Annotated in this window: 25 protein-coding genes; 11 read left to right on the top strand and 14 right to left on the bottom strand. The window is 63.2% G+C overall.

What is annotated here, in order from left to right:
- Positions 1 to 160: 160 nt before the first annotated feature.
- Genes JQ558_RS09545 through JQ558_RS09520 form a run of 6 tightly spaced genes read right to left on the bottom strand, consistent with a single transcriptional unit; the run spans position 161 to position 6,325 of the window.
- A complete protein-coding gene (locus JQ558_RS09545) occupies positions 161 to 1,162 on the bottom strand; it encodes a 4-hydroxythreonine-4-phosphate dehydrogenase PdxA (protein ID WP_249142404.1) in 1,002 nt (333 codons plus the stop codon).
- 47 nt (positions 1,163 to 1,209) lie between these two features.
- Positions 1,210 to 2,718: a tripartite tricarboxylate transporter permease gene (locus JQ558_RS09540; RefSeq protein WP_212209361.1), complete on the bottom strand. Its 1,509-nt coding sequence runs from the start codon at positions 2,716 to 2,718 to the stop codon at positions 1,210 to 1,212.
- A 12-nt stretch (positions 2,719 to 2,730) separates the two neighbouring features.
- The gene (locus tag JQ558_RS09535) at positions 2,731 to 3,198 is read right to left on the bottom strand and encodes a tripartite tricarboxylate transporter TctB family protein (protein WP_212293482.1); all 468 of its coding nucleotides are present in this window, start codon (positions 3,196 to 3,198) and stop codon (positions 2,731 to 2,733) included.
- 10 nt (positions 3,199 to 3,208) lie between these two features.
- Entirely contained in the window at positions 3,209 to 4,213 is a 1,005-nt protein-coding gene (locus JQ558_RS09530) for a tripartite tricarboxylate transporter substrate binding protein (protein ID WP_192736992.1), read from the bottom strand.
- Positions 4,214 to 4,273: 60 nt separating this feature from the next.
- On the bottom strand, positions 4,274 to 5,494 hold the full coding sequence (locus tag JQ558_RS09525; RefSeq protein ID WP_212293481.1) for a CaiB/BaiF CoA-transferase family protein: 1,221 nt from the start codon (positions 5,492 to 5,494) through the stop codon (positions 4,274 to 4,276).
- Positions 5,495 to 5,533: 39 nt separating this feature from the next.
- Positions 5,534 to 6,325 carry an enoyl-CoA hydratase/isomerase family protein gene (locus JQ558_RS09520; protein WP_212293480.1) on the bottom strand — a complete coding sequence of 264 codons (792 nt, stop codon included), beginning with the start codon at positions 6,323 to 6,325 and terminating at the stop codon, positions 5,534 to 5,536.
- Between the two features lie 161 nt (positions 6,326 to 6,486).
- On the opposite strand from JQ558_RS09520, the gene JQ558_RS09515 reads away from it, so the two are divergent.
- The 6 genes from JQ558_RS09515 to JQ558_RS09490 all read left to right on the top strand — a co-directional run bounded on the left by JQ558_RS09515 (position 6,487) and on the right by JQ558_RS09490 (position 14,824).
- On the top strand, positions 6,487 to 7,125 hold the full coding sequence (locus JQ558_RS09515; protein WP_212036419.1) for a GntR family transcriptional regulator: 639 nt from the start codon (positions 6,487 to 6,489) through the stop codon (positions 7,123 to 7,125).
- A 185-nt stretch (positions 7,126 to 7,310) separates the two neighbouring features.
- Positions 7,311 to 8,243, top strand: a complete 933-nt coding sequence (locus JQ558_RS09510; protein ID WP_212293479.1) for a helix-turn-helix transcriptional regulator — start codon at positions 7,311 to 7,313, stop codon at positions 8,241 to 8,243.
- Between the two features lie 133 nt (positions 8,244 to 8,376).
- Positions 8,377 to 10,857: a TonB-dependent siderophore receptor gene (locus JQ558_RS09505; protein WP_249142403.1), complete on the top strand. Its 2,481-nt coding sequence runs from the start codon at positions 8,377 to 8,379 to the stop codon at positions 10,855 to 10,857.
- Between the two features lie 67 nt (positions 10,858 to 10,924).
- Entirely contained in the window at positions 10,925 to 12,094 is a 1,170-nt protein-coding gene (locus JQ558_RS09500; RefSeq protein ID WP_212293478.1) for a PepSY domain-containing protein, read from the top strand.
- Positions 12,095 to 12,098: 4 nt separating this feature from the next.
- The gene (locus JQ558_RS09495; protein WP_212209366.1) at positions 12,099 to 12,290 is read left to right on the top strand and encodes a hypothetical protein; all 192 of its coding nucleotides are present in this window, start codon (positions 12,099 to 12,101) and stop codon (positions 12,288 to 12,290) included.
- 182 nt (positions 12,291 to 12,472) lie between these two features.
- Positions 12,473 to 14,824 carry a mechanosensitive ion channel domain-containing protein gene (locus JQ558_RS09490; RefSeq protein ID WP_212293477.1) on the top strand — a complete coding sequence of 784 codons (2,352 nt, stop codon included), beginning with the start codon at positions 12,473 to 12,475 and terminating at the stop codon, positions 14,822 to 14,824.
- A 50-nt stretch (positions 14,825 to 14,874) separates the two neighbouring features.
- On the opposite strand, the gene JQ558_RS09485 is transcribed toward JQ558_RS09490, so the two are convergent.
- The 7 genes from JQ558_RS09485 to JQ558_RS09455 all read right to left on the bottom strand — a co-directional run bounded on the left by JQ558_RS09485 (position 14,875) and on the right by JQ558_RS09455 (position 22,051).
- Entirely contained in the window at positions 14,875 to 15,597 is a 723-nt protein-coding gene (locus JQ558_RS09485; RefSeq protein ID WP_212293476.1) for a DNA-3-methyladenine glycosylase I, read from the bottom strand.
- A gap of 1,080 nt (positions 15,598 to 16,677) precedes the next feature.
- Entirely contained in the window at positions 16,678 to 17,631 is a 954-nt protein-coding gene (locus tag JQ558_RS09480; protein WP_212273956.1) for a ribose-phosphate pyrophosphokinase, read from the bottom strand.
- Positions 17,632 to 17,800: 169 nt separating this feature from the next.
- Positions 17,801 to 18,427, bottom strand: coding sequence for a hypothetical protein (locus JQ558_RS09475; protein WP_212293475.1), 627 nt, complete (start codon positions 18,425 to 18,427; stop codon positions 17,801 to 17,803).
- Positions 18,428 to 18,496: 69 nt separating this feature from the next.
- The gene (gene pgeF / locus JQ558_RS09470; protein WP_212273942.1) at positions 18,497 to 19,261 is read right to left on the bottom strand and encodes a peptidoglycan editing factor PgeF; all 765 of its coding nucleotides are present in this window, start codon (positions 19,259 to 19,261) and stop codon (positions 18,497 to 18,499) included.
- Positions 19,258 to 20,385, bottom strand: a complete 1,128-nt coding sequence (locus tag JQ558_RS09465; RefSeq protein ID WP_212207186.1) for a class I SAM-dependent methyltransferase — start codon at positions 20,383 to 20,385, stop codon at positions 19,258 to 19,260. The genes pgeF and JQ558_RS09465 overlap by 4 nt, the downstream gene beginning before the upstream one ends.
- 13 nt (positions 20,386 to 20,398) lie before the next feature.
- On the bottom strand, positions 20,399 to 21,238 hold the full coding sequence (lgt, locus tag JQ558_RS09460) for a prolipoprotein diacylglyceryl transferase (RefSeq protein WP_212273941.1): 840 nt from the start codon (positions 21,236 to 21,238) through the stop codon (positions 20,399 to 20,401).
- Positions 21,239 to 21,316: 78 nt separating this feature from the next.
- Complete coding sequence (locus tag JQ558_RS09455) at positions 21,317 to 22,051, bottom strand: dienelactone hydrolase family protein (RefSeq protein ID WP_212293474.1); 735 nt, start codon at positions 22,049 to 22,051, stop codon at positions 21,317 to 21,319.
- Between the two features lie 183 nt (positions 22,052 to 22,234).
- Here JQ558_RS09455 and JQ558_RS09450 point away from each other — a divergent pair, with 183 nt between their 5' ends.
- From JQ558_RS09450 to ychF, 4 genes are all read left to right on the top strand, one after another.
- Positions 22,235 to 22,504 carry an accessory factor UbiK family protein gene (locus JQ558_RS09450; protein ID WP_211998495.1) on the top strand — a complete coding sequence of 90 codons (270 nt, stop codon included), beginning with the start codon at positions 22,235 to 22,237 and terminating at the stop codon, positions 22,502 to 22,504.
- A 199-nt stretch (positions 22,505 to 22,703) separates the two neighbouring features.
- On the top strand, positions 22,704 to 23,444 hold the full coding sequence (locus tag JQ558_RS09445; protein ID WP_212207189.1) for a 50S ribosomal protein L25/general stress protein Ctc: 741 nt from the start codon (positions 22,704 to 22,706) through the stop codon (positions 23,442 to 23,444).
- Positions 23,445 to 23,465: 21 nt separating this feature from the next.
- Entirely contained in the window at positions 23,466 to 24,071 is a 606-nt protein-coding gene (pth, locus tag JQ558_RS09440; protein WP_212293473.1) for an aminoacyl-tRNA hydrolase, read from the top strand.
- 39 nt (positions 24,072 to 24,110) lie between these two features.
- Entirely contained in the window at positions 24,111 to 25,208 is a 1,098-nt protein-coding gene (ychF, locus tag JQ558_RS09435; RefSeq protein ID WP_212207191.1) for a redox-regulated ATPase YchF, read from the top strand.
- Between the two features lie 6 nt (positions 25,209 to 25,214).
- Here the strand turns inward: ychF and JQ558_RS09430 are convergent, their stop codons facing one another.
- Positions 25,215 to 25,508: a DUF4282 domain-containing protein gene (locus JQ558_RS09430; RefSeq protein WP_192737670.1), complete on the bottom strand. Its 294-nt coding sequence runs from the start codon at positions 25,506 to 25,508 to the stop codon at positions 25,215 to 25,217.
- A 211-nt stretch (positions 25,509 to 25,719) separates the two neighbouring features.
- Here JQ558_RS09430 and JQ558_RS09425 point away from each other — a divergent pair, with 211 nt between their 5' ends.
- Positions 25,720 to 26,181 (top strand): MaoC family dehydratase, encoded by a 462-nt coding sequence (locus JQ558_RS09425; RefSeq protein ID WP_212293472.1) that lies wholly within the window; start codon positions 25,720 to 25,722, stop codon positions 26,179 to 26,181.
- Positions 26,182 to 26,188: the final 7 nt, after the last annotated feature.

Genomic DNA, 26,188 nt, shown 5'->3' with positions numbered 1-26,188 from the left:
GAGCTCGGAATAGACGCTATGGATGCCAGCCGAGATCCTCACGCGCACATCGGCGGCCGCGGCTGTTCCCGCGATCCGCGCACCTCACGGAGAGAAATCGAACGAGCGATCTTGGTTTCAGAGAGGGCTCTCCCGCACGAGTTGGTTGCCCAACACCGATTCAAGCCTGCAACTTTCTCTTCGCCATTTCCACCGCAAGCAGGATCGCCGCATGGGCGGCTCCGATTCCCGCGATTCCCTTCCCGGCGATGTCGTAGGCCGTTCCGTGGGCCGGCGTACAGATCGGAAACGGAAAGCCGCCCAGCAGCGTCACGCCACGATCGAAGCCCATCAGCTTCATCGCGATCTGGCCCTGGTCATGATACATCGTCAGCACCGCATCGAATGCGCCGGCTTTGGCGCGGAGGAACACGGTATCTGCGGGAAACGGGCCTTCGGTCGCGATCCCGTCAGCGCGGGCCTCATCTACCGCGGGGCCGATCGCGTCGATCTCTTCCCGCCCGAAATTCCCGCCATCGCCGGCATGGGGGTTGAGGCCGGCGACCGCGATGCGCGGACGCTTGAATCCGGCGGTCCGCATCGATGCATCGGTTAGCCGCAGTGCACGCAGGACGCGTTCCCTGGTGACGTGCGAAGCGACCTCCGCAAGCGGGATATGCGATGTGACGCGTGCGTTCCAAAGCCCATCCAGCACATTGAATTCGCTTGCCGGGCCGTCGAGCCCGACCACGTCGGCCGAAAAGCTGATCTCGTCGTCATAGACGGGATGTGCAAGTCGCATGGCGTTCTTGTTGAATGGCGTAAAGCAAACGGCGTCGGCCCGGCCGTCGCGTGCCATCGTCAGCGCCTGACGATAATTCGTCAGCGCAAACCGCCCGCCTTCGGCTGTCGCGGTGCTTCGCGCGACCGATGCCGGATCGAGATGGCCGAGATCGATGAAAACCGGGGCCCGCTCTTCCTTCGAGAGGTCGGCGTCTGGCGACGCGGTTACCAGGTCGAGCTTCACGCCGGCAACGCGCGCGCCATCATCGAGGACGCGGCGGTCGCCGATGACGACGATCCGGGCCCGGGCCGCGACATCATCGAGAGCGAGGAGCCGGGCCGTCAGCTCCGGGCTGATGCCGGCGGGGTCGCCCATCGCAAGCGCTATGATCGGTCTCATCAGGATCTCCGGGGCCTTATCTGCGGTCAATCTGTTCTGTGCGACGATCATGGCTTCACCTCTGATCGCGGCATCATCCGGCCGATGGTTCGCCAGATTGTCGGCATCAGCAGCAGCGCCGCGCCAAGCAGGATCAGCGTTGTCACCAGCGGCTTGGCAAAAAATATTCCGAGCGAGCCCTTCGACATCAGCATGGATTGGCGAAATGCGTCTTCCGCCTTGTCGCCAATCACGATCGCGAGCACCAGTGGCGCCAGCGGATAATGAAGCTTCTTGAACAGATATCCCAGGACGCCGAATCCCATCATCAACATGACGTCGAGATAGGAATTGGAAACCGAATAGGCTCCGACGGTGCAGATGATGACGATCACCGGTGCAATGATGAAGAACGGCACGCGCATCAGCGCCGCGAAGATCGGCACCGTCAGCAGCACCAGCACCACGGCGACGACGTTGCCGAGATACATCGAGGCGATCAGTCCCCAGACGAAGTCCTTTTGCTCGACGAACAGCATCGGTCCGGGATTGAGGCCCCAGATCATCAGGCCGCCCATCATGACGGCCGCGGTCGCCGATCCCGGGATGCCCAGCGACAGCATCGGAAGCAGGGCGCTGGTGCCGGCGGCATGGTCCGCGGCTTCCGGAGCGACGATGCCTTCCGGCTCGCCCTTGCCGAAATTCGCGCGCCGGGGCGAAAGACGCTTGGCGATGCCGTAGCTCATGAACGATGCGGCGGTCGGGCCTCCCGGCGTGATACCCATCCAGCAGCCGATCGCCGCACTACGCAGCAGCGCCCAGCCATGTTTCGGAAGACCCACGAGCGTACGGAAGACTTCACGCCACTCCACCTTGGAGGAGATCGCCTTGACGTGAAATTCCTCTTCCACGGCAATCATCAACTCGCCGATCCCGAACAGGCCCATGACGGCGACCACGAAGCTGACGCCCTTCACCATCTCGTCGATGCCCATGGTGAGCCGCACGCTGCCGGAGACCGTGTCGATCCCGACGGCCGCCAGGGCAAAGCCGATCGCGAGCGACACCAGCGTCTTGATCGGCGGCGAGCCGCCCATGCCGATGAAACTCGCAAACGCGAGAAAGTAGACCGCGAAATATTCCGGTGGCCCAAAGGCCAGCGCCACTTGCGCCACCCATGATGCCGCAAGCGTAATCAGAACAACACCGACGAGCGCGCCAAAGGCAGCGGAGCCGAACGCCGTCGCCAGCGCGGTGGTCGGCCTGCCGTCGCGCGCCATCGGATAGCCGTCGAACGTGGTCGCGACCGAGGATGGCTCGCCGGGAATGTTGAACAGGATCGACGTGACCGAGCCGCCGAACAAGGCGCCCCAATACATCGACGAGAGCAGGATGATGGCCGATACCGGCTGCATTCCGAAGGTGAGCGGCAGCAGCAGCGAAACGCCGTTGGGCGCGCCGAGGCCGGGCAGTACGCCGACCAGAATGCCGAGCAGCACGCCGATCACCATCAGGAAAATATGATTGCCTGACAGCGCGATGCCAAAGCCGTGCATCAGGGCTTCGAGATTTTCCAACGAAGCGCTCCCCTAGAAGCCGAACCAGGTGCCGAGCGCGCCGCGCGGCAACGAGATCTGGAATGTCTTCTCGAACATCAGATAGAGCGCCAGCGCCGCGCCGATCGCGGCGAGGACCGGAACCAGCAGCGAGCCGCGCCTGTGCCAGGCCAGCGCTCCGAACACATAGAGCGCGGCGGCCGGATACATCCCGATTAGCGGAATGACCCCGACAAAGACCGCCGCCGGGACGAACAGGATCGCCAATCGCCTGAACTCGCTTGGCCCAAGAATGACGGCCCGCGCGTGCAACCATCCCTGCACGAGATTGAACAGACTGCCGGCCAGGATGACGAGGCCGACGATCAATGGAAAGGTGCCGGACTCGACGCCGGCGGCGGACCAGCCGATCCCGTTGTCGAGGCTGGAGACGATCACGGCTGCGCCGAATGCCCCGGTAATGAGCGCCGTCGCCGCTTCCAGACTGCGTCCAGAGACCATCGCCCGAACCCTAGTTGGAGATCAGCCAGCCTTCATCGACAGCAACCTTGCGGGTGCGTTCGATGTCTTCCTTGATGAACTTGTTGAAGGCATCACCGATCAGGAAAGTGTCGGTTTGCGACGTCCGCTCGATATATTCCTTCCATTCCGGCGTGGCCTGCACCTTCTTCATCAGATCGACATAGAAGGCGGTCTGATCGGCGGTCACCTTTCCCGGCAGCCACACCGTGCGCGGTTGCTGGAATTGCGGAATGGCCAGGCCGGATTCAACGCAGGTCGGGATATCGTGCCAGTTCTGCGTTGCCGTGACCTTGGGTCCGTCGGGCAAGCGCTGCGGGCTGAAGGCGCATAGCGGACGCTGCGTGCTGCCCTTCCACTGTCCGATGCTTTCGCTGGGATTGTTGACGTGGGCGTCGATATGGCCGCCGGCCAGTTGCACCGCGGCTTCGGCGCCGCTCTTGAAGGGAATGTAGACGAATTTCACCTTGGCCGCCTTGTCGATCATGCGGGTGAGGGTTTCATCGGTGTCCTTTGATTGCGCGCCACCCATCTTGACATCGCCCGGCGGCTTGGCGGCAACGGCTTTGAGAAAATCCTGCACGTTTTGATATGGCGCATCCTGCTTCACCCAGAGCAGGAATTCGTCCTGCACCATCGCGGCAATCGGCGTCAGGTCGGTGTAGTTATAGGCGACCTTGGAGACCATCGGCTGGTTCCAGGCGTTCGATGTGCCAAACACGACCTTGTAGGGATCGCCGGCCATGGCCTTGGTGTAGGTATACCCTTCGGCGCCGCTGCCGCCGGCCTTGTTGACGACGACGATCGGCTGCTCGACCAGCTTATATTTGGTGACGATGTTCTGGACCGCGCGGGCGAAATTGTCCGTGCCGCCGCCCGGGCCCGCCGTGGCAATGAATTCGATCGGCTTGGCCGGTTGCCACGCGGCATTTGCCGCTCCCGTGAACCCGATGGCGAGACCAAAGGCGATCGCAGCGAATGTCGGCTTCTGAGACATCTCGTCCTCCCATGTATTTTGGTTTTATTTTCTTATTATCGGCGTTTCCGGGCTTTTGCGTCAGCCCACTTCATCCTTCGCAAACTCCGGCGCGGCAATCGCGCCCTCCTTGTGAAGCGCGGCAATCTCGTCGGCGTCAAAGCCGTAAGCGCCGAGGATTGCATTGGTATGCTCGCCGTAGAGCGGCGCGCCCGAGCGCACCTTGCCGGGCGTCTGCGAGAACTTGATCGGCAATCCGATCGTCTTGACTTGGCCGAGCGTGGAATGGGCGACCTCGACCACCATTTCACGCGCGATCGTCTGCGGGTCGGCGAGAGCCTGCAGCATGTCGTTGACGGGCCCGCAGGGGACGCCGGCCTCCTCGAGCGCAGCCAGCCAATATTCGGCGGATTTGGTTTTGAAGCGCGCCGTCAGGACGGCTTCCAGTTCCTTCAAATGCCCCATTCGATCGGCGCCGGTCGCAAACCGCGGATCCCGCGCCAGTTCGGTTGCATCAAGCACTTCGAGCGTGCGCATCCAGTTTTTCTGGTTGGCGCCGCCGACCACGATCCACTTGTCTGATGTTTCGAACGCCTGGTAGGGCGCATTGAGCGGATGGGCCGAACCCATCGCCTTCGGCGCCACGCCGGTGGCCATCGCAATCGCGGCCTGCCAATAGGTTTGGACGAGGGCGGCCTCGAACAGGGAGGTTTCGACCCATTGTCCTTCGCCGGTTTTGAGACGGTGCGCATAGGCGGCGAGAATGCCCATGGCTGCGAGAATTCCCGCCGTGATGTCGGACAGCGGCGCGCCGCATTTGACGGGTGGTCCGTCGGACCGCTCGCCAGTGAAGCTCATGATGCCGCTCATCGCCTGCGCCACCAGATCGAAGCCGCGGCGATGCTTGTACGGGCCGGTGCGGCCAAAGCCTGATAGCGAACAGTAGATCAGGGCAGGGTGCGCCTTCTTGATATCGGCGTAACCGAAACCGAGCCTGTCCATCACCCCGGGGCCGAAATTCTCAACCAGCACGTCCGCCGATTCGATCAGGCGCCGCAGCACCTTTGCGCCGCCCGGCGTCTTCAGATCCAGCGCAATGCCCTTCTTGTTGCGGTTCATCATCAGGAATGAGGCCGCCACGTCGCCGATCTTGGGAGGAACCATGTAGCGGGTGTCGTCGCCGGCCGGAATCTTTTCGATCTTGATGACCTCGGCGCCCATGTCGGCGAGCATCAGCGTGCAGGTCGGGCCTGCCATGACATGCGTCAGATCGACAACCTTTAATCCACTCAGCGGACCCATTGTTTCTCCCGCAATCTTTGTTGTTGTTTTTGTTGTTGCTTAGTCGCCGGTCCATTGCGGCTGGCGCTTGTTGAGGAAGGCATCCATGCCTTCGCGGAAATCCCGGCTTTGGTAACACATCAGGATCAGGTCCTCGTCTTCGGCCGGCTTGGGCTGCGCGCGCAGCAGCGCCTGCTTGGTGGCACGCAGCGTCAGGGGCGCATGACCGGCGACAAGCCGCGCCAGTTCATCGGCCCGCCGTTCGAGGGCGGAAAGATCCTCCACGACCTCATGCAGCAAGGCGATGGCGGCGGCCTCTTCGGCTTCGATCAGGCGCGCGGTGAAAATGATCTCCTTGAGCCGCGTCGCCCCGATCAGGCCCGAGAGCCGGCCGATACTGGATGCCGACAGGCAGTTGCCGAGCGTGCGCGCGATCGGAAATCCGAATTTCGCGGTCCTGGTACCGATGCGCAGGTCGCAGCATGCGGCGATCGCGGCGCCGCCGCCGGTGCAAGCGCCGTTGATCGCCGCAATGGTCGGCACGGCGCATTGTTCGAGCGTGGTCAGCACGCGGTCGATCCTGGTTTCGTAGCCGATGGCGTCTTGCGGAGTCTTGAACGCGCGAAACTGGTTGATGTCCGTGCCGGCTGCGAACGCCTTGTCGCCCGCGCCGCTGAGGATCAGCACCTTGAGGCTGCGGTCGCCGGCGGCGGCTTCGCAGATCGCGGCCAGCCGCTCATACATACCGAAGGTCAGCGAGTTTCTCGCCTGCGGCCGGTTGAAGGTAATCCGGCCGATACCGTCGCGGACCTCGTAAAGCAGGTCTGTGTCGGGGGTGACGTTTTCATTCATTTTCTTGACAGACCCCTCAGGATGGAACCTCAGTTTGGCTGTGGAGGGCATTTTTGAATGCAAAAACTATCTAATGCAATAGAATTCTGGTCTAATTTGCTTTGTCTGGATCATTTTTGCATTCAAAATGGTTCCATGAAGTCACTGAGGAGAACCTCGATATGATGCATGACGAGGTGGTTTCCCGCCTCAGGCACGTCTTGACGGAGGGCGAAATCCCGCCGGGCGCGCGCATTCCGGAACGCGAGCTGTGTGCGTCGTTCGCGATATCGCGCACCCCGCTGCGCGAGGCGCTCAAGGTGCTCGCGGCCGAAGGGCTCGTGGTGCTGTTGCCCAATCGCGGCTCGCGCGCCGCCAAGCTCACCCGGAAGGACGTCAAGGAGCTGTTTGAAGTCTGCGAGGCGCTCGAGGCCGCAGCGGGTGAGCTGGCATGTCCGCGCATTTCCGACGCGCAACTGCGCGAAATTGCCGAGCTGCAGGCCAGCATGGTCGAACATTATCGTGCGCAGGACCTCCTGTCGTACTATCGCTGCAACCGGTTGATCCACGAGGCCATCGTTCGCGCGGCCGATAACGCGGTGCTTGCCGGCTTTTATGAGTCGATTGCCGCAAGGATACGGCGGGCACGGTTCATCACGCCGATGTCGCCTGAGCATTGGACGCTTGCCATCCAGGAGCACGAAGGAATCCTGAACGCGCTGCAGCGGCGCGACGCCGGCGGGCTCGCCCATATCCTGCGTAACCATCTGCGGCGAAAGCGCGAGGAAGTCGTCCGGGCCGGCTTCGCCGAGGGCGAATGAAATTCGAACCGGTCAGGGTCTGCTTGCTGCCGCGTGCGGCGTGCACGCGGCTGCGCCCACATCCACCGCAAGGCGATTAAAACGATTCTATTTTCAAGGCCTTCTAAACTGGATGCGGCGATCGTCGTTGAGGACGATCTGCGCAGATTGCATAGTGGCGGCATGAGCGTTTTCGAACCGCGTTGATGCCGCATATCTACGACCACATTTTCGAGCAGTTCCGCATCGTCGATCCCGATGACAATGACAGGTCGATCGTGGAAGATTTTGCCAGCCGCACGCAATGGCTGGAGACGCCGGGCTGCCTTTTCCAACGCAACAACATGGTGCTGAGCACCCGGATTCGTACTGAAGGCGTCATCAAGGCAGGGCTTTTTGTCTCCGTGATACTCAAGGGGGCAGGGAGCGGCCGGGCGCGCAAGGGCGCCACCCGCATCAGCTATTCGGATGCTTCCCTCGTGGTCATGGCGCTCAAGGAGCCGACGCTGTGGGACGGCGATGCGCCGCGCGGCGCGCACATGCAGGCGGCCGGCGTCGCCTTTCCCCTCGCGTCCCTGGAGCGGCTCGGACTGATGGATGAATTCATCGGACTGTTCGACACCAGGGACCAAAACGTCTTCGTCGCTTCGCTGAAGGCGTCGCCCCGGATCAAGGCGATCGCCATGGAGATGATTTCCCCGGTGGCCGACGGCCGGACCGCCGAGCTGCTGCTGTCGGCGCATGCGACGGAGATGTTGGCCCGGGCCATGCTGGCGCTGCGCGGCAACGAGGGCGTCAGTCTCGTATCCGACCATAAGCGTTTACGCCTGCAGGCGGTCAGGGAGCTGATCGAATCCGATCTGCGGCATCCCTGGACGATTGCCGAACTGGCAAGGCATGCCGGCGTCAGCCGCCGTTCGTTCACCGCGCAATTTCATCGGGTCTATGGCGTCAGCGCATCGGAATATCTTCGAACCAGCCGGCTGAAATCGGCGCGCGAAGCCTTGCTGCATCAGGGATTGTCGGTCACCGAGGCGGCCTATGCCGTGGGCTACGCCAATCCGGCGAATTTTTCCACGGCGTTCCGCCGGCATTTTGGCTACGTGCCGAGCAGCTGCCAGCGCGACGGACTGTCCTGACATCACCGCATTCCCACGGGGGAACCGGGCCGCATGCACGGCGGCTGGCGGCATCGTGCTGCGCCGATGCGTGACCGGGGCGGCGAGTTCCTGCGTTGAACTTGGAGAGTGTCGACGCACGATCAAAGGTTTTTTGCGCATACGCAAAGGCATCCAAAAATCAAATCTGATCTCTCGTGAATGGGGATTAGTGAACGGGGTGAGACTGATGCGTGATTCTGTACAGCCGTCGGCGTGGGGCGCGGCGTCGAAGGCGTTCTTCTGCGTAACCGTATTCGGGTTGAGCATGCAGATCGGGGAGGTTCACGCGCAGTCCGGCCAGACCTTGCCGCCCGTCACCGTCGATGCCCCGAAGCCGCAGGCGGCACGTCCAACCCAGCCGGCGAGAAGGGCCGCAAGGTCGCAACGCGCGACCAGGCAGGTCGCGGCACCCACCCGGCAGCAGGTGGTGGAACAGAACGCCGGTGGCGGTCCCGCAAGAGAACGCGCCAACGGCCCGGTTAACGGGATTGTCGCGCGGCAGAGCGCAACCGGAACCAAGACCGACACGCCGATTCTCGAAACGCCGCAGTCCATCAATGTCGTACCTCGGCAGCAGATCGAGCAACAAGGCGCGCAGAGCGTCGCAGAGGCCATTCGGTATACGTCGGGGACGCAGGGCAGCTTGTACGGCGCGGCGTCCGTGTTCGACACCGAGGTCAAGATCCGTGGCTTTGTCGCGCCGCGTTATCTTGACGGCCTGCGCCTGCCTTACGATACGACGATCCAGTTCGCTCAGCCGAGGACAGAGCCGTACGGGCTCGAACGAATCGAGGTTCTCAAGGGCCCCGCATCGGGCATTTACGGCCAGGCCTCTCCCGGCGGCATTCTCAACATGGTGAGCAAGCGCCCGACCACTGAGCAGCGCGGCGAGGTAGAGGCACAAACCGGCAGCTTCAATCGGATTCAGGGGGCCTTCGATGTCTCCGGTCCCATCGACAAGAATCGCGAATTTCTCTATCGCTTCGTCGGCCTGGCGCGCGAAAGCGACACGTTCGTCGACATGAACAAGGAGCAACGCTATTTCATAGCGCCGAGCTTCACGTGGCAGCCGACCACCGACACCAGCCTCACCGTGCTGGCCAGCGCGCAGCGGGACCGCCTCAACGGCCAGGTCCATCAGTACCTGCCGGCGTACGGTACGCTCCTCGCCAATCCCAACGGTCGAATTCCCGTCAGTAGGTATACCGGCGAACCGGCGTTCGACCGGATCGGGTATGACCAGGCCATGATCGGCTACGAGTTCAAGCATCGCTTCAACGAGGGCCTCGAGTTCCGCCAGAACATGCGGGTGGCGTCGGTCGATATTGATATATTTTCGATGCGCAATGCCGGGACGCTTTGCCCTGTCGCGGGCGGCCATCCCGCCTGCGCGGGTGCTTTCGATCCGGCGCAACGCATCACCTTGCGCGATGCGAATTTTGTTGGCGGCAGCACGAAGAATTTCGCGATCGACAACCAACTGCAGGCGGATTTCAACACGGGCTGGCTGCGTCACAAGGTATTGGCCGGCCTGGACTACCAGACAACCAGAGTCGATACGGACTACCGCGGGACTTTCCCCGGCTTCCCGATCGATGTCTACAACCCGGTCTATAATGCGACGCCGCTGCCGACCAAGGCCGGGCTGATCCCGTTCATCAACACGTCGACAAACAAGGACCAGATGGGCGTCTACATTCAGGACCAGATCAAGCTGGATCGCTGGAATCTGGTCCTGACGGGACGTCATGACCGTGCGACTGCCGAGACAACCAACAGGCTCGCCAACGTGAATGTCCCCCAGGATGATTCTGCGTTCACCGGAAGGGTTGGTCTCAACTACGTGTTCGATATCGGCCTGGCTCCCTACATCAGTTATTCCACGTCGTTCGAGCCGGTCGCAGGATTGTCGCTTACTTCGGCAACGGGACAACCCTTCAAGCCCACGACGGGAGAGGGAATCGAGGCGGGCATCAAATTCGCCCCACCCGGCACCAGTATGCTGTTCACGGCTGCGATCTTTGACATGACCCAGAAGAATGTCGTGGTGAACACGCCGACATTCGTTCCGTTCCAGGTTGGCGCAATCCGCGTCAAGGGGGTGGAAGCCGACTTCCGTGCGAGCGTTACGGACAATTTCGACATCATTGCCGGCGGCTCCCATCTCATACCGATCGTGGAGGATCACGTAGATCCTGCCATCATCGGCAAGGACGTTGCGAGCGTGAATCGCGATAGTGCATTCCTGTGGGGGCTCTACAAGTTTACCGGGGGACCGGTCGCGGGCCTTGGGTTGGGAGGGGGCGTCCGATACACGGGGAGCTTGTTCGGCGACGACGCCAACCTGATCAGGGTCCCCGGCTATACGCTGTTCGATGCGGCGCTGACGTACGACTTCAGCTATCTGAACCGTGATTGGCGCGGTCTTCATCTGAGGGTCAACGCCATCAACATCGGCAACACCTATCACGTGACGAATTGCTTCACCGGCCTTGCTTTCTGCGCGCTGGGTCAGCCCCGCACCGTCCTCGCGACACTGACCTATCGCTGGGGGGAAACCCCAAAGCCGCCAGCGCTTGTTACGAAGTATTGAGCTCGGACGTCGGGATGCCGGGGCTGTGAATGGCACCGGCACCCTATCGGGACAGAGGAAGAGTCAATTGACGCCAGCGACCAGATCCCTTCGCAGATGGGGCGCCGTCCATAAATGGACGAGCCTCATCTGCACGATTTTCATGCTGATGCTGTGCATCACCGGCCTGCCGCTGATCTTTCATCATGAGATCGACGAGCTGCTGCACAGCGAGGTGAAGCCGGCCGAGGTCGCGCCCGGCACACCGTTCGCCGATCTGGACAAGCTGCTGGCCAACGCGATGGCGAATGCGCCGAAGAATATGCCGGTGCCGCATTTCCTGATCTGGGACCGCGACGATCCCAACGCGATGTTCGTCAGCGTCGGCGAGTCCCTCACGTCGGATCCGACCAACAATCGTTTCGTCCGGATGGATTCGCACACCGGCGCTTATCTCGATTCGCCCGACGTCACCGGGCGTTTCACCTACATCATGCTGAAGCTGCACACCGACATGTTTGCGGGTTTGCCGGGCAAGCTGTTTCTTGGCCTGATGGGGATCCTGTTCTGTGTCGCGATCATCTCCGGCATCGTGGTCTACGCGCCGTCGATGCGGAAACTTGACTTCGGCACCTACCGCAGCCAGCGCCCGCGCATCGTGCGCTGGCTCGACATCCACAATCTGGCGGGCATTCTGCTCGTGATGTGGACGCTCGTGGTCGGCTTCACCGGCGTCATCAACACCTGGGCGGATCTTGTCCTGAAGATGTGGCAATATGGCCAGCTTGCCGAGATGACGTCGCAGTACAAAGACCGTGCGCCGCCGACCAAGCTGACCTCGCTGCAATCGGCGGTGACCGTCGCCGCCGACGCGGTGCCGGGCATGACGCCGAGCTTCGTCGCCTTCCCCGGAACGCTGTTCAGCAGCAAGAGTCATTATGCGGTGTTCCTGAAGGGCGACACACCTGTGACCTCGCGCCTGCTCAAGCCGGCCTTGATCGATGCGGAAACCGGCAAGCTGACCGACAGCCGCGACATGCCCTGGTACGTCACCACGCTGTTCATTTCGCAGCCGCTGCATTTTGGCGACTATGGCGGCATGCCGCTGAAGATCCTCTGGGCGCTGCTCGACGTGCTGACGATCATCGTGTTGGGGACAGGGGTCTATCTCTGGCTGCGCCGGCGCAAGGCCGGCGTCAGCGTCGATCGCGCCATCGCCCAGGGTTCCGCCCTGGATACGCCCGTGCTGTCCAGGTGATCGCTTGAGAAACCATCGGACGCTGCGGCAAATCTTTTCGCTGCCTATACTGATAGGCATCCTCTCCACCGTGGGCCTTGTTGCGGCCCTCGTCGGTGACGGCTGGTGGGACGGCCTGTCATGGACCTCGCTGTCCCTGCCGGTGTTGCTGTATTTTTTCTTCACCATCCGCAGGCAGGCGACGTCGCGCGATTAATTGCTGCGACATTTGTGTGACGTGGCATTCGTGAAATGCCATGAGCAAATTGCCAAGAGAAAGTCGTCTCCATGGCAAACTTCCGACACATGATGGCGGCGAAAAGGGCTCTCCGACATGACGCTGGCGCGGCGGCAAACCGGTTCCGGTTTTGCCGTCGTGCGCATTTAAAAGGGGCCTCGATGTCGCACAAATTCCTGCCCTCGCTGCTGCTCGTGTGCGCGCTGTTTGCCTGCCCCGCGGCGCTTGCCCAATCCAACACCGCGCCGACCGCCGCTGCCCCGGCGGCCAACAGCACCAACGCGCTGACGCCCGATCAGGCGAAGCGGGCGCTGGAGACGCTGCAGGACGACAAGAAGCGCGCGCAGATGATCGACACGCTGCGGGCGATTGCGGGTGCGTCTTCATCGCCGCAGGCCGCCGAGCCCGCGCCCGAAGCGAAGCCGGCCATCCCGCTCACCGCTGACAGTCTTGGCGCGCAATTGCTGCTGACGGTCTCCGAACAGGTCGGCGATATATCGCGCGAAGTCACCTATCTGGTGCGCTCGGTGACGCATTTTCCGGCGTTCTATTATTGGTTCCTGCGAACCGTCAACGATCCCGCGGCTTACGGCCAGATCTTCGACATCGCATGGAAACTGGCGCTGGTGTTCGGCTGCGCTTTCGCCGCCGAATGGCTGGTGTTCCGCCTGATCAAGCGGCCAGTGGCGCTGTTGGAAGCGCGGTTGCCGCAAACCGCGCGCGCCCCGGCGCAGACGCTGGCAATGGTCGATCCGCCGTCCTCCGCCGCTGGCGTCACCGTGGAGCCGGCGTCGCACCGGCGGCGTCTCAGCCTGGCGCGGGCCTGGCAGTCGCTGATCAGGTTGCCGTTCGTGCTGGGGCGGCTCGCGCTCGAACTGCTGCCGGTGCTGGTCTTCGTCGGCGTTTCTACCATGCTGCTGAGCACCGAGATCGGCGATCGCCCGACGGTCCGGCTTGCCATCCAGGCGGTCGTCAATGGCTATGCGCTGTCGCGCGCGCTGATCTGTGCTGCGCGGGCGCTGGCTGGGCCGTACGGCCTGTTTCGGGTCCGCGCCGAGACCGCGGCCTATATCGAGATCTGGGTCCGGCGCATCGTCGCGGTCGGCGTGTCCGGCATCGCCTTTGCAAACGTGGCGCAGCTGCTCGGGCTGAGCCGCGGCGGCTATGCCGCGCTGCTGCGCCTCGTGATGCTGGTCGTGCATCTCTTTATCGTGGTCATCATCCTGCAATGCCGCCGCCAGATCGCCGCCGCCGTTCGCGCGCCTCACGGTCGCACGGGTGCGGCCGCCCAGATACGCAACCGCATTGCCGGTGTGTGGCACTATCCTGCAATCGCGCTCGACCTCGCGCTGTGGACGGTGTGGGCGCTGCACATCCGCAACGGCTATTCGCTGCTGTTGCAGTATTTCGTGGGCGGCATCGCCGTCATCCTGATTGCAAGGCTCGCGATCATCGTGGTGCTGAGCCTGATCGACCGAGGCTTCCGCATCCGCCCCGAGATTCTGCAGCGCTTCCCGGGTCTGGAGACCCGCGCCAACCGCTATCTGCCGCTGCTGCGCAAGATCGTCGCTTCGGTCATCGCCTTCATGGGCTTCGTCGCACTGCTCGAAGTATGGGGCATCGACGCCATCGTCTGGTTCTACGGCGGACAGATCGGCAGCCGGCTGCTGTCGGCGGTGGTGACGATCGGCATCGCTGCGCTCGCGGCCGCCGCGATCTGGGAGATCAGCAACGCGCTGATGGATCGTCAGGTCAATGCGCTGTCGCGCGAGGGGCATTACGCGCGCGCGGCGCGGCTGCGCACGTTCCAGCCGATGCTGCGCACCGCGCTGCTGTGCCTGATCGTCACGGTGGTCGGTCTGACCACGCTCAGCGAAATCGGCGTCAACGTCGCGCCGCTGCTGGCCGGCGCCGGCATCGTCGGCATCGCCATCGGCTTCGGTTCGCAGAAGCTGGTGCAGGACCTCATCACCGGGCTGTTTCTCCTCCTGGAGAACACCGTCCAGGTCGGCGACAACGTCACGGTGTCGGGCCTGTCCGGCACGGTCGAGAATGTCTCGATCCGCACCATTCGCTTGCGGGCCGGCGACGGGTCGGTGCACATCGTTCCCTTCAGCGCGGTGACGACGCTCACCAATTCCAGCCGCGGCGCCGGCAATGCGTCCGTCAGTGTCAATGTTTCCTACAAGGAAGACACCGACCGCGCCGGGCAGATCCTCAAGGACATCGTCGCCGAGATGCGGCGCGAGGACGCATACCGTCACGCGATCCGCGGCGATCTCGAATTGTGGGGCGTCGACAAGGTCGACGGTTCGATGGTCTCGATCGTCGGTCAGATCCGTTGCACCGACAGCGGCCGCTGGCCGGTGCAGCGCGAGTTCAACCGGCGCATGAAGCAAAAATTCCAGGACGCCGGAATCGAAATCGCATCCGCCGGGCAAACCATCCTGATGCACCTCCCGCAGCCTTCCGAAGCCAAGCCGGAGCAGATGCCGCGGCGCGCGGCGGGCTGATGGCGGCGAAGGCCTGTGTCCTGATAAGGGAAACCCCCGACCTCAGATCTTCATTCCTCCCCACCCAAGAACCGCGCCAGCGTCTCGTTGCTGTAATTCTCTCCGGCCGACATCGCGCAGATGCGTGAGAGCTGCACGTAAGGCAGGCCGGTTTCCTCGGCCCAGGCGTTGAACTGCGCCTGCACCTTGGCAAGGTCGCGCTTCGAGGTCACGGTCTCGGCGATATCTAGGCCGGACTCGCGCAGGCACGCCACCATGTCCTTCGACGTGACGAAGCCGTCGAAGCCGATAAAGCGCAGCATCATCTGGCCGGTGTTGCCGCCGAGCCGGCTGCCGCGTTTTGCGAGCAGGTCGAGAAGTCCCGCCTGATCTGAGGAGGGCCAGTTCGCGAGGAACTTGCCGAAGCTGCCGTGCTCTTTGGCGATCTCGCGCACGAAAGCCGCATTTGATCGCACCGACATGATCTTGGCGCCGTTGCGCACGATGCGGGTGTCCTTCATCAGCGCGTCCCAGAATTCGTCCGCCTGCAGCGTCAGCGGCCCGGGCTTGAAGCCGAGGAACGCCTTCTCGAAGCCGGGCCATTTGTTCTCGATCACGCTCCAGGCAAAGCCCGCCGAAAACACCCGCTTGGTCATCTCGGCGAGAACCCGGTCGTCGCCGAGTTTGGCGAGCGCCTTCGCCTCCGGCTTGGGCGGCAGCAGCTGCTGCAGCGCCTTCGGCCCGCCCTTGCGCTTCTCGGCGCGTGCGCGAATGGTCTTGAATGGGATGGTCATGCGGAAAATCCTGCGGGCTGTCTCGGCCTCTGGCGCGGCACTTAGGATGGGTCGAGTGCAGGGCCAACTGATGCGCATCCATCCTACGCAATGATGCCGAGCTTGCGCCACACGAATGGTCGGCTCCCTCCCCCCTTGCGGGGGAGGGTTGGGGAGAGGGGTGGCCACAAGCGAGACTGCCCGTGAGAACCCCTCTCCCTAGCCCTCCCCCGCAAGGGGGGAGGGAACAGAGCGAGTTCGGGGCGAGCTTCAGTGCCTGAGTCGCATCGCTCGCAATCTCAAATGTCGTCGTCGCCTGCGACAAAACAACCCGACGGGCAAATCACTTCTGATTTACGGAAGTCGTGTCAAGCCCCGAAATAAAAAATATTTCTGTTTACCAGAACGAAAATCAGGTGCATATCTTTGCCCATCCCGTCCTGGTCAGAAGGGCGTCGGCCGTCGTCACGGACGTTGGGCGGGTTGCGGTGGACGCTGGTTTACGCCTCGACGACGGCGTGGACAGGCGTACGGCAAAACCGTGTGGTCCTGGCGCCCGTTGCAGGTGTCAAGCTGTCGGGTAGGCGAGAGCTGAACGGCAGCGACGGAGTCAACCAAGAACTCGTCTCCGGGGAGAGCACGGCATAAGCCGTAAAGCCATTGCGCAGGGAAGGCCGGGTGTTCTCCGCTGCCCTGTATGCTCGTGTGCAGCATTTCTTGTGCTAACCGCACGCGAGACCGCGGGTGCAGCGCGCACCCGGTCTTCCCTGCGCCCTCTCGATGAGAGGGCGGGAGTTTCCAGCAAACCTCGGGCGCAATGCGTCGCGAGAATGCGAACTCATATCCAGCTGTCATCACCCGCGCATGCGGGTGATCCAGTATTCCAGAGACGCTCATGATTGAACCGATAGGCCGCGGGGTACTGGATCCCCGCCTCCGCGGGGATGACAGCTCTAGTTGGAGCTACACCATCCCGGTCATTGCGAGCGCAGCGAAGCATCCATGCCGCCACGCAAGAGAGAATGGATTGCTTTGCGGAGCCTGTCATTGGGCGCGCATTCGCGCGACCCGGTGCTCGCAATGACGCGGCGACGCCGCCCCTCAATCAAACAAACTCGAAACCGACTCTTCCGCCGCGGTGCGGCCGATGGCTTCGGCGATCAGCGGCGCGATCGAGAGCGTGCGGATGTTGGCGGCTTTGTTGACCGCTTCCGTCGGCAGGATCGAGTCGGTGATGACGAGCTCTTTCAGCCTGGAGCCGGCGATGCGCGCGGCGGCGCCGCCCGACAGCACGCCATGGGAGATGTAGGCGTAGACTTCCTTGGCGCCGTTGGCGATCAGGGCGTCGGCCGCGTTCACCAGCGTGCCGCCGGAATCGACGATGTCGTCGATCAGGATGCAGGTATAACCGGCGCAGTCGCCGATCACGTTCATGACTTCGGATTCGCCGGCGCGTTCGCGGCGCTTGTCGATGATGGCGAGCGGCGCGTTGATCCGCTTGGAGAGGCCGCGGGCGCGCACCACGCCGCCGACGTCGGGCGACACCACCATCACATTGGCGAGGTCGAAGCGCTCCTTGATGTCGCGCACCATCAGCGGCGAGGCGTAGAGATTGTCGGTCGGGATGTCGAAGAAGCCTTGGATCTGGCCGGCATGCAGGTCGAGCGTCATGACGCGATCGATGCCGGCATGCGTGATCAGATTGGCCACCAGCTTGGCCGAAATCGGCGCGCGCGAGCCGACCTTGCGGTCCTGCCTGGCGTAGCCGAAATAGGGGATCACCGCCGTGATGCGGCGCGCGGATGAGCGGCGCAGCGCATCGGTGATGATCAGCAATTCCATCAGATGGTCGTTGGCCGGAAACGACGTCGACTGGATGATGAACGCGTCCGAGCCGCGCACGTTCTCGAGCACCTCGACGAAGATTTCGTTATCGGCAAAGCGGCGGACGCTGGCCTTGGTCAGCGGCAGATTCAGCCCTTCGGCGATGGCCTTCGCCAAAGCAGGGTTCGAATTGCCGGCGACCAGCTTGATGGAGCCGTTCTTGGCGGACATCGAGGCCTCTCCCCGCGCCTTGCTGGATACGACGTTCAGCATCTCGGATACCTGTAGCCCGGCGGGTTTCGATGCGCGAGGAGATATCAGGCAGGTGGCGCGGCTGGCAACCCGTCGCGGCTGTTTTCCCGGTTAAAAATGAGCCGATACGGGACTTTACGGGGTAGGCTTAATGGCTGCTGAAGCCGAGCGCGGCGACACCGAATGCACCCTCGGCGGGTGGGATCTGCTCCATGCTCGCAACCGCGGAGCCGCGGGGCGAGGGGGCCGGCGCGGGCTGCGGTGCTTCCGGCGCGCCGTTGATCATGCCGCTGAGGCCGCTAAGGCCGGCCTGCGCGATTTTCCGCAGCACGAGATCGTCGGCGGCGGCCCAGGCGTCGCGTCCGGCCTTGCCCGCCGGTTCCTCGCCGGACAGCCGCAGCGCGCGCTGCTGGTTGTTGTCGTAGACGTCCCAGACCCAGGCGATCATGGTCTTGCCGCGCACCACCTGCGCCGAGAGATAGCTGCGCACGCGGTAGGAAGCGCCGCCCTCGCGCGAGACGATCTGCAGGTTCCGCAGTTTCGATTCGCTGTCGATGACCCCGACCATGCGGTCGAAGACGTGCGGCGGCGGACCGTCGATCGATTCGAACGCCACGGTCGAGCCGCCGCCAGCGCTGCTGCTCGCCATCGCGAACGATCCGCTCGCCGCGCCGCCACCGGCGCAGCCGCCGAGCGCACAGGAAACGGCGAGCAGCGCCGCGGCGATCATCGCGCGCGGGGCTCGCAGGCAGGAGGTTGGGATGAGGTCCCTCATTGCCCCCCGATATCGTTAAAAAGCATTAAGGTCTAGGGCAGGGGAGCCACAGCAATGGTTCAAACCCAATCACGGTTCCAAGGCGATGGCGTGAACATGCCGTCCGTAATCCGGCTCTTTGCGATGCACCGAGCGGCGGTAGCTGTAGAAGCGTTCGTCGGAATAGGTGTCGACGCCGATGTCATCGATCATCAGGACGCCGGCATTTTCCAGCCGCATCCGGATGTAGCCGGCAAGGTCGAACATCGAATGCCCGGCGCGCTCCGAGGCAATGAAGTAGGCGGCATTGCCGGCGTCGGCATCCAGAAAACGCTCGACGAATTCGCCGCCGACTTCGTAGGAGTGCTGGCGGATCAGAGGGCCGATCGCCGCGACCGTGCCGCTGCGGTCGGCGCCGAGCCTTTCCATCGCATCCACGGTGGATTCGATGATTCCGGTCAGCGCCCCCTTCCAGCCGGCATGGGCCGCGCCGATCACGCGCGCCGTGGGATCGACGAACAGGATCGGCCCGCAATCGGCTGCGGTGACGCCGATCGCAAGGCCTTCGGTGCGGGTGACCAGGGCGTCGCCGCGCGGCTTGTCCCCGGTCCATGGCCCGGTCGCCACCACGGCGTCGGGCGAATGGATCTGATGCAGGCTGACAAGGCGATCCGGTGCGACGCCCATCTGCTCGGCCATCCGGCGGCGATTTTCCGCGACGTGGGCGGCATCATCGTTCGACCCGAGGCCGCCATTGAGGCCCTCGTAAATCCCGCCGGATACGCCGCCCTCGCGGCTGAAGAAAGCGTGGCGCAAGCCCGGAATGGCCGAAAGCAACGACGATCCGTAGGTCATGACGCCTCTTCGTCGGCAGCGGCCTGTTCGTCGGACAGGCCCGCCACCGAGGTGAGATGCGGCTCGGTGATCGCCAGCACCTTGAACATCGAACCCATGCCGCCGCGGCCGCTATCGGTCAGCCGCTTCAGCGCATTGGAAATATCGGCGGATACTTCCGGCGTGGTCTTGCCCATCAGCGTCAACGCGCGGGTCTCGATGCCGAGCCGCTTGAGGAACTCGCCCTGCGTCACCGGGCCGTGGGTGCGCGCGCCCATATCTTCGGCGGCGCGCACCAGCGCCTGGAAATCGACATGGGCGGTCACGTCGGCCTGTCCTGGATTCTTCAGGGGATCGGCGAAGCTGTGGCGGGCGATGGCCTGGAAGGTGTCGCCGGCGTCGCTGCGCAGATGGCCGTAATCGATGATCAGCGCCGCGCCGTCCTGTTCGCGCACGCGCCTGGCGATCTTCATGATCTCGGCGTCGGGCCGCCATTCGAACACGGCGCCGACCGGGGCGGCCCGCACCAGCGGCGGCAGCAGCACCTCGAAGCGGGGCGTCGGCTCGTCGGCGGCCGCGAATACCAGCTTGCCGCCGTCGTCGAGCTTGACCACGCGCTCGTGCCAGCCGGTCTCGCGCTTCACCACCTGGTGGATCGGCAGCACGTCGAAATATTCGTTGGCGAAAATGACCGCAGGGCCCTCGGGCACGTCGTCGATGCTGTCGTGCCAGCTGAGATTGCGCACGCCCGACAGCGTCGCGCGCTGCTTCTCGCGCAGCACCGGATTGATCTCGACGAGGTGCGTGCTCAGCGACTGATAGAGCGGCGGCAGCACCCGCAACGCGCGCAGCGCGTCCGCCATCATGGTGCCGCGGCCGGGCCCGAGTTCGACCAGCCGCAGCGCCGGCGGCGAGCCGATCGCCCTCCAGACCGAAGCGGCCCACAATCCGAGCAGTTCGCCGAACATCTGGCTTACTTCGGGCGCGGTGGTGAAGTCGCCCTCGCGGCCGAGCGGATCGCGCGACACGTAGTAGCCGTGCTCGGGATGCATCAGGCACAATTCCATGTACCGCCAGACCGGCATCGGGCCTGACGATTGGATCAGCTTCCTGATCTCGGACTGCAGCGGCGAAAGTTCGGTCACGGCCTGCCTTGCGTTAAATTGACTTCTGCGAATGCTCCGGCGCCTTGCGCCATGCCATCACCATCAGGATGGCTCCGGCAATGATCATCGGCACCGACAACAGCATACCCATAGTCAGCCCGCCCCACAAAAATCCAAGCTGCGGGTCCGGCTCACGGAAGAACTCGCTTATTATTCGGGCAATTGCGTAGATCGCGATGAAACTGCCGAGGATCAGGCCCGGCCGTTTCAGGGCGCCCATCCGAATCATGACCGCCAAGATCGTAAACAGCAGGATGCCCTCGAGCGCCGCCTCATAGAGCTGGCTGGGGTGGCGCGGCAGTGGCCCGCCATTTGGGAACACCATCCTCCACGGCACGCTGGAATCGGCCGGCCGGCCCCATAACTCGCTGTTGATGAAGTTGGCGAGCCGCCCGAGGAACAATCCGATCGGCCCGACGCCGGTGGTGATGTCGCCAAGCGACAGGATCGAGATGCCGTGTTTGCGGCAGAACAGCATCACCGCGGCGACGCAGCCGAGGAAGCCGCCATGAAAGGACATGCCGCCGTTCCACAATTCGAGAATCTCGGCCGGGTGCTGCGCAAAATAGGCGGGATTGTAAAACAGCACGTAGCCGGTGCGGCCGCCGACGATGATGCCGATCGTGACCCACAGGATGAAATCATCGAGCTGCACCAGCGTGATCGGCGCCGGCCCGCCCCATAATCTCTCATTTTTGACCAGCGACCGCGCGTAAATCCATCCCAGCACGATGCCGCCGATATAGGCCAGCGCATACCAGCGGATCGCGATCGGTCCGATCGAGAGCGCGATCGGATCGAATACCGGAAAGGCGATGGTCAGAAAGGGCATCTGGCTCACAGGGCTTTGGTGTAGACGGCATAGGCCACGCCGAAAATCGGCGGCGACCCTTACATCGGAACCTTGCGATCAGGTGGCGAGGTTGCGGCGATAGAGCGCCAGCAGCCGTTCCCAATGCCGCTCGGCGGCGTCGCGGTGATAGACCGGCCGCTTCGGGAAGGCGAAGCCGTGATGGGTGCCGGGATAGATCTCGACCTCGTTGTTCGATCCTTTCATGCCCTGCTTCAGCTGCTCGATGATTTCAGCCGGTGCGTAGATGTCGGTTTCAGCGCAGGCGAAATACAATTCGGCCTTGGTCTTGCCGGCGGCAATATGCGGGCTGTCCGGCTGGTCGGTCGCCAGATGCGTGCCGTAGATCGAGGCTGCGGCTTTCACCTGGTCCGGAAAATGCGTCGCCGCGTTGACCGCGTAGCGGCCGCTCATGCAGTAGCCGACGGTACCGACGATGGCAGTGTTCGCGGCCTTTTGAGTCGCGGCATAGGCGAGCAGGGCCTTGGTGTCCTCCATCACCATCGGGATATTGATCGAGGCCATGAACTCGAACATCCGCTTGCGCTCGGGCGCCTCCGGGTCCGGCGGAATCGGCCCCAGCTCCATCACGCCGGAGCGGTAATACATATTGGGCAGCATCACGTAATAGCCTGACGTTGCGAGCCGCCGTGCCATGTCCCGCAGTTCCTCGCGGATCGCCGGCGCGTCCATGTAGAACAGGATGACGGGAAACGGTCCGCCGCGTTCGGGATGGGTGATGAAAGTGGTGGTCTTGCCGTCCTTGGTCTGGATGTCGATCTGCTGGTCGATCATGTGCGTTTCTGTTTTCTGATTTTGGTTCTGGGGTGGGCGCCCGCTACGATTGCAAGGAAAGGAGGGCATGACAAGGCAAGCGGACATCACCTTGGCGTTGAACGGCACTCTTGAACCTGGGCGTTTGGATCGCCATTGTCTTGGTGGAAACAGATCCAGTTGCAGCGACCGGAGCGTTTAGCGATGACCCAGACCAACAATCGGTTTTTCGACGAGATCGGCCGTTTGATGAACGACGCTGCCGGCGCCGCCCAGGGCGTCAAGCGCGAGGTCGATGCGGTCGTTCGCAACCAGGCCGAACGCATCCTGCGCGACCTCGACCTCGTCAAGCGCGAGGAGTTTGATGCGGTCAAGGACATGGCCCGGCTGGCGCGCGAGGAGAACGAGGCGCTGAAGGCCCGCATCGAAGCGCTGGAAGCCAGGCTCGGGGGTTCTCAGCCGGCGACCAGCTGAAGGTCGAACGGGTAGCCGATCGGCCCTTTCTCCCGGAAACGGCAGGGGCAGAAAAATCCCCTGATTTCCTTGTCATTTTGACGCTTTGGGGCTAAAAGCCCGCCACGTCCGCAGCCCCCGCACCCCTGGAGGCTTGCTGTCGGACGCTACCGGGCCGCGTTGCGGCCTTTAACTTTTTAGAAAACAAGGACTTAACACGATGGCGACCGTCAAGGAATTGAAGGCGACCGCGCGTCCGCAGAGCGGCAAGGGGGCCGCCCGGGCAGAGCGTCGCGCCGGGAGAGTTCCCGGAGTGATCTATGGCAACAACCAGCCCCCCGTGACCATCTCGGTCGACGATGCCGAACTGCGCCAGCGCATTCTGGCCGGCCGGTTCCTGACCACGATTTACGACATCGATCTCGAGGGCAAGAAGCACCGCGTGATTCCACGCGACTTCCATCTCGATCCGGTGCGCGACTTCCCGCTGCATGTCGACTTCATGCGGCTCGGTGAAGGCGCCACCATCCGCGTCAGCGTTCCCCTGCATGTGGTGAACGGCGAAACCTCGCCGGGCGTCAAGCGTGGCGGCACGGTCAACATCGTCACCCACACCATCGATCTCGAATGCTCGGTCGACAACATTCCGCAGTATGTCGAGGCCGATGCCGGCGCGCTGGAAATCAGCCATTCGCTGCATCTGTCCGACATCAAGCTGCCCGCCGGCGTCAAGTCGCTGTCGCGTGAAGACGCGACGCTGGTGACCATCGTGCCGCCGTCCGGCTACGCCGAAGAACTCAAGGCGGCTGCGGCGGCTGCTGCTGGCGGTGCTGCGGCTCCGGGTGCTGCTCCGGCGGCGGGTGCGGCTGCTGCGCCCGCAGCGGGTGCTGCTGCTCCGGCGGCGGGTGCGAAGGCGCCCGCGGCTGGCGCCAAGGCGCCTGGCGGCGACAAGAAGAAGTAAGCGAACGCGGGATGCCGCGTCATGCGCCTGTTTGTCGGCCTCGGTAATCCCGGCACGAAGTACGCGAACAACCGGCATAATATCGGTTTCGCGGTCGTCGATGAAATTGCGCGGCGTCATGGTTTCGCACCATGGCGCCGCCGTTTTCAGGGCGAGACGTCGGAAGGCACGCTTGAACGCGAGCGCGTGGTCCTGCTCAAGCCCACGACCTACATGAACGAGTCCGGGCGCGCGGTGCAGGAAGCCGCGAACTTTTTCAAGCTCGGGGTCGGTGAGATCATCGTGTTTCAGGACGAGCTCGAACTGCCGCCGGCGAAAGTGCGCGTCAAGGTCGGTGGCGGCATTGCCGGCCATAACGGGTTGCGCTCGATCTCCTCGCATATCGGCAACGACTATCGCCGGGTGCGGCTCGGGATCGGTCATCCCGGCGTCAAGGAGCTGGTACACAGCCACGTGCTGTCGGATTTCGCCAAGAGCGATCGGCCCTGGGTCGAGGCGCTGTGCGAGGCGGTCGCCGACAATGCCGGCTTGCTCGCGACCGAGCGTGCTTCGACGTTTCAGAACAAGGTGCACCTGGCGCTGCAAGCCAAGGGATTTTTAGACAAGGGCGATGACGGCGCTGTGTAACGCGCCGCCGACCGCCAGCAACAGACTTCAGGACACGTCATGGGATTCAAATGCGGTATCGTAGGCCTGCCCAATGTCGGCAAGTCGACGCTGTTCAACGCGCTGACCGAGACTGCCGCGGCGCAGGCGGCGAATTATCCGTTCTGCACCATTGAGCCGAATGTTGGCGAGGTGGCGGTGCCTGATCCCAGGCTCGACAAGCTGTCGGAGATCGCCAAATCAGCGCAGATCATCCCGACGCGGCTGACCTTCGTCGATATCGCGGGCCTGGTGCGCGGTGCCTCCAAGGGCGAGGGCCTCGGCAACCAGTTTCTCGCCACCATCCGCGAGGTCGACGCGGTGGCGCATGTAGTGCGCTGCTTTGAGGATTCCGACATTACCCATGTCGAAGGCAAGATCGCGCCACTGGCGGATATCGAGACCATCGAGACCGAGCTGATGCTGGCCGATCTCGACAGCCTCGAAAAGCGCGTCGACAACCTCACCAAGAAGGCCAAGGGCAACGACAAGGACGCCAAGGAACAGCTCGACCTCGTCAACCGCGCGCTGGTGCTGCTGCGCGACGGCAAGCCGGCGCGGTTCCTCGAACGCAAGGCGGAAGAAGAGCGAGCCTTTGGCATGCTCGGCCTGCTGACGTCCAAGCCGGTGCTCTATGTCTGCAACGTCGAGGAAGGCTCGGCCAAGGACGGCAACAGCTTCTCCAAAGCGGTGTTCGACCACGCCAGGAAAGAGGGCGCGGTCGCGGTGGCGATTTCGGCCAAGATCGAATCCGAGATCGCGACGCTGTCACGCGAGGAGCGTGCCGAGTTCCTCGATACGCTCGGCCTCGAGGAGGCCGGTCTCGACCGGCTGATCCGCGCCGGCTACCAGCTGCTCGACCTGATCACCTATTTCACCGTCGGGCCGAAGGAGGCCCGCGCCTGGACCATCAACCGCGGCACCAAGGGGCCTGCGGCGGCCGGCGTGATCCATACCGATTTCGAAAAGGGCTTTATCCGCGCCGAGACGATCGCCTATGCCGACTATGTCGCGCTGGGTGGCGAAGCCGGCGCGCGCGATGCCGGCAAGCTGCGGCTGGAAGGCAAGGAATACGTCGTCGCTGACGGCGACGTCATGCATTTCAGGTTCAATACTTGAGAGATCCTAATGCGTCTGGCCCTGGTCGCGGATCGCGCCGAGGTGCTCGTTGATGCGGAATACGATCAGGATGAATTCTGCGGCGATGCGTGAGAACACCACGCCGACCACGACGCTGGCGATCGAGGACAGCAGCACGATGAATCCGCCGAACGGGCTGATCGCCATCGCGGCGAGGCCTGAGAAAATGCCGGATATGCCGAACAGCACGATCAGGCCGATCACCAGCCAGTAAAAGGTCTTGATGATCGTGGGCGTGATAAAACGGTCCCACTGAAACAGATCCTGAAAATCGAACATCGGTGGTTCTCCCGGCAAGTCGAAAGTGATTCGCGTCCAGCTTTGCTCCTGAGAGCACAGGGCCTAGCTCCGAATGCGGTCCCGAGCAAGCCGAAGGCGGGCACTGGTTGCGACGGTGTTCGCCCCGTCGGGCACGAGCCATGCGGGTGGGCGGGTTGAGATTGCTGCAAATAACGGCCACAATCGGGCTTCCGCACTGTAAAATCCCCTCATGACAATGCTCACCTTCGAAGATTTCAAACCCGGCCATTTCGGTACGTTCGGACCGCGCCACGTCACGCGCGAGGAGATCCTGGCTTACGCTGCGGAGTACGACCCGCAGCCGATGCATCTGGACGAAGCGGCCGCAGCCAAGTCGATGCTGAAGGGCCTCTCCGGGTCGGGCTGGCATCTTTGCTCGCTCATGATGCGGATAATGTTCGACGGCTTCATCGGCCGCACCGCGTCGATGGGCTCGCCTGGAGTCAACGAGATGCGCTGGCTCTCACCTCTGCGGCCGGGCGATGATCTGACGCTCGATATCGAGGTCGCGGAGGCGCGAGTCTCGCGCAGCCGTCCCGAGACCGGCATCGTGACGTTCAAGGGCGTGGTCAAGAACGCCGCCGGCGTGACGCTGTGCGAGATGGTGTCGCCGATCATCGTGCGTCGTCGCGCCGATGCCGCGGCGGAATAGGATCTTC

Origin of the sequence: Bradyrhizobium sp. AUGA SZCCT0160 (assembly GCF_018130105.1) — a bacterium.
Classification (GTDB): Bacteria; Pseudomonadota; Alphaproteobacteria; order Rhizobiales; family Xanthobacteraceae; genus Bradyrhizobium.
Note: the sequence above shows the minus strand (reverse complement) of the source record. Positions and strands in the feature narration are given on the sequence as shown.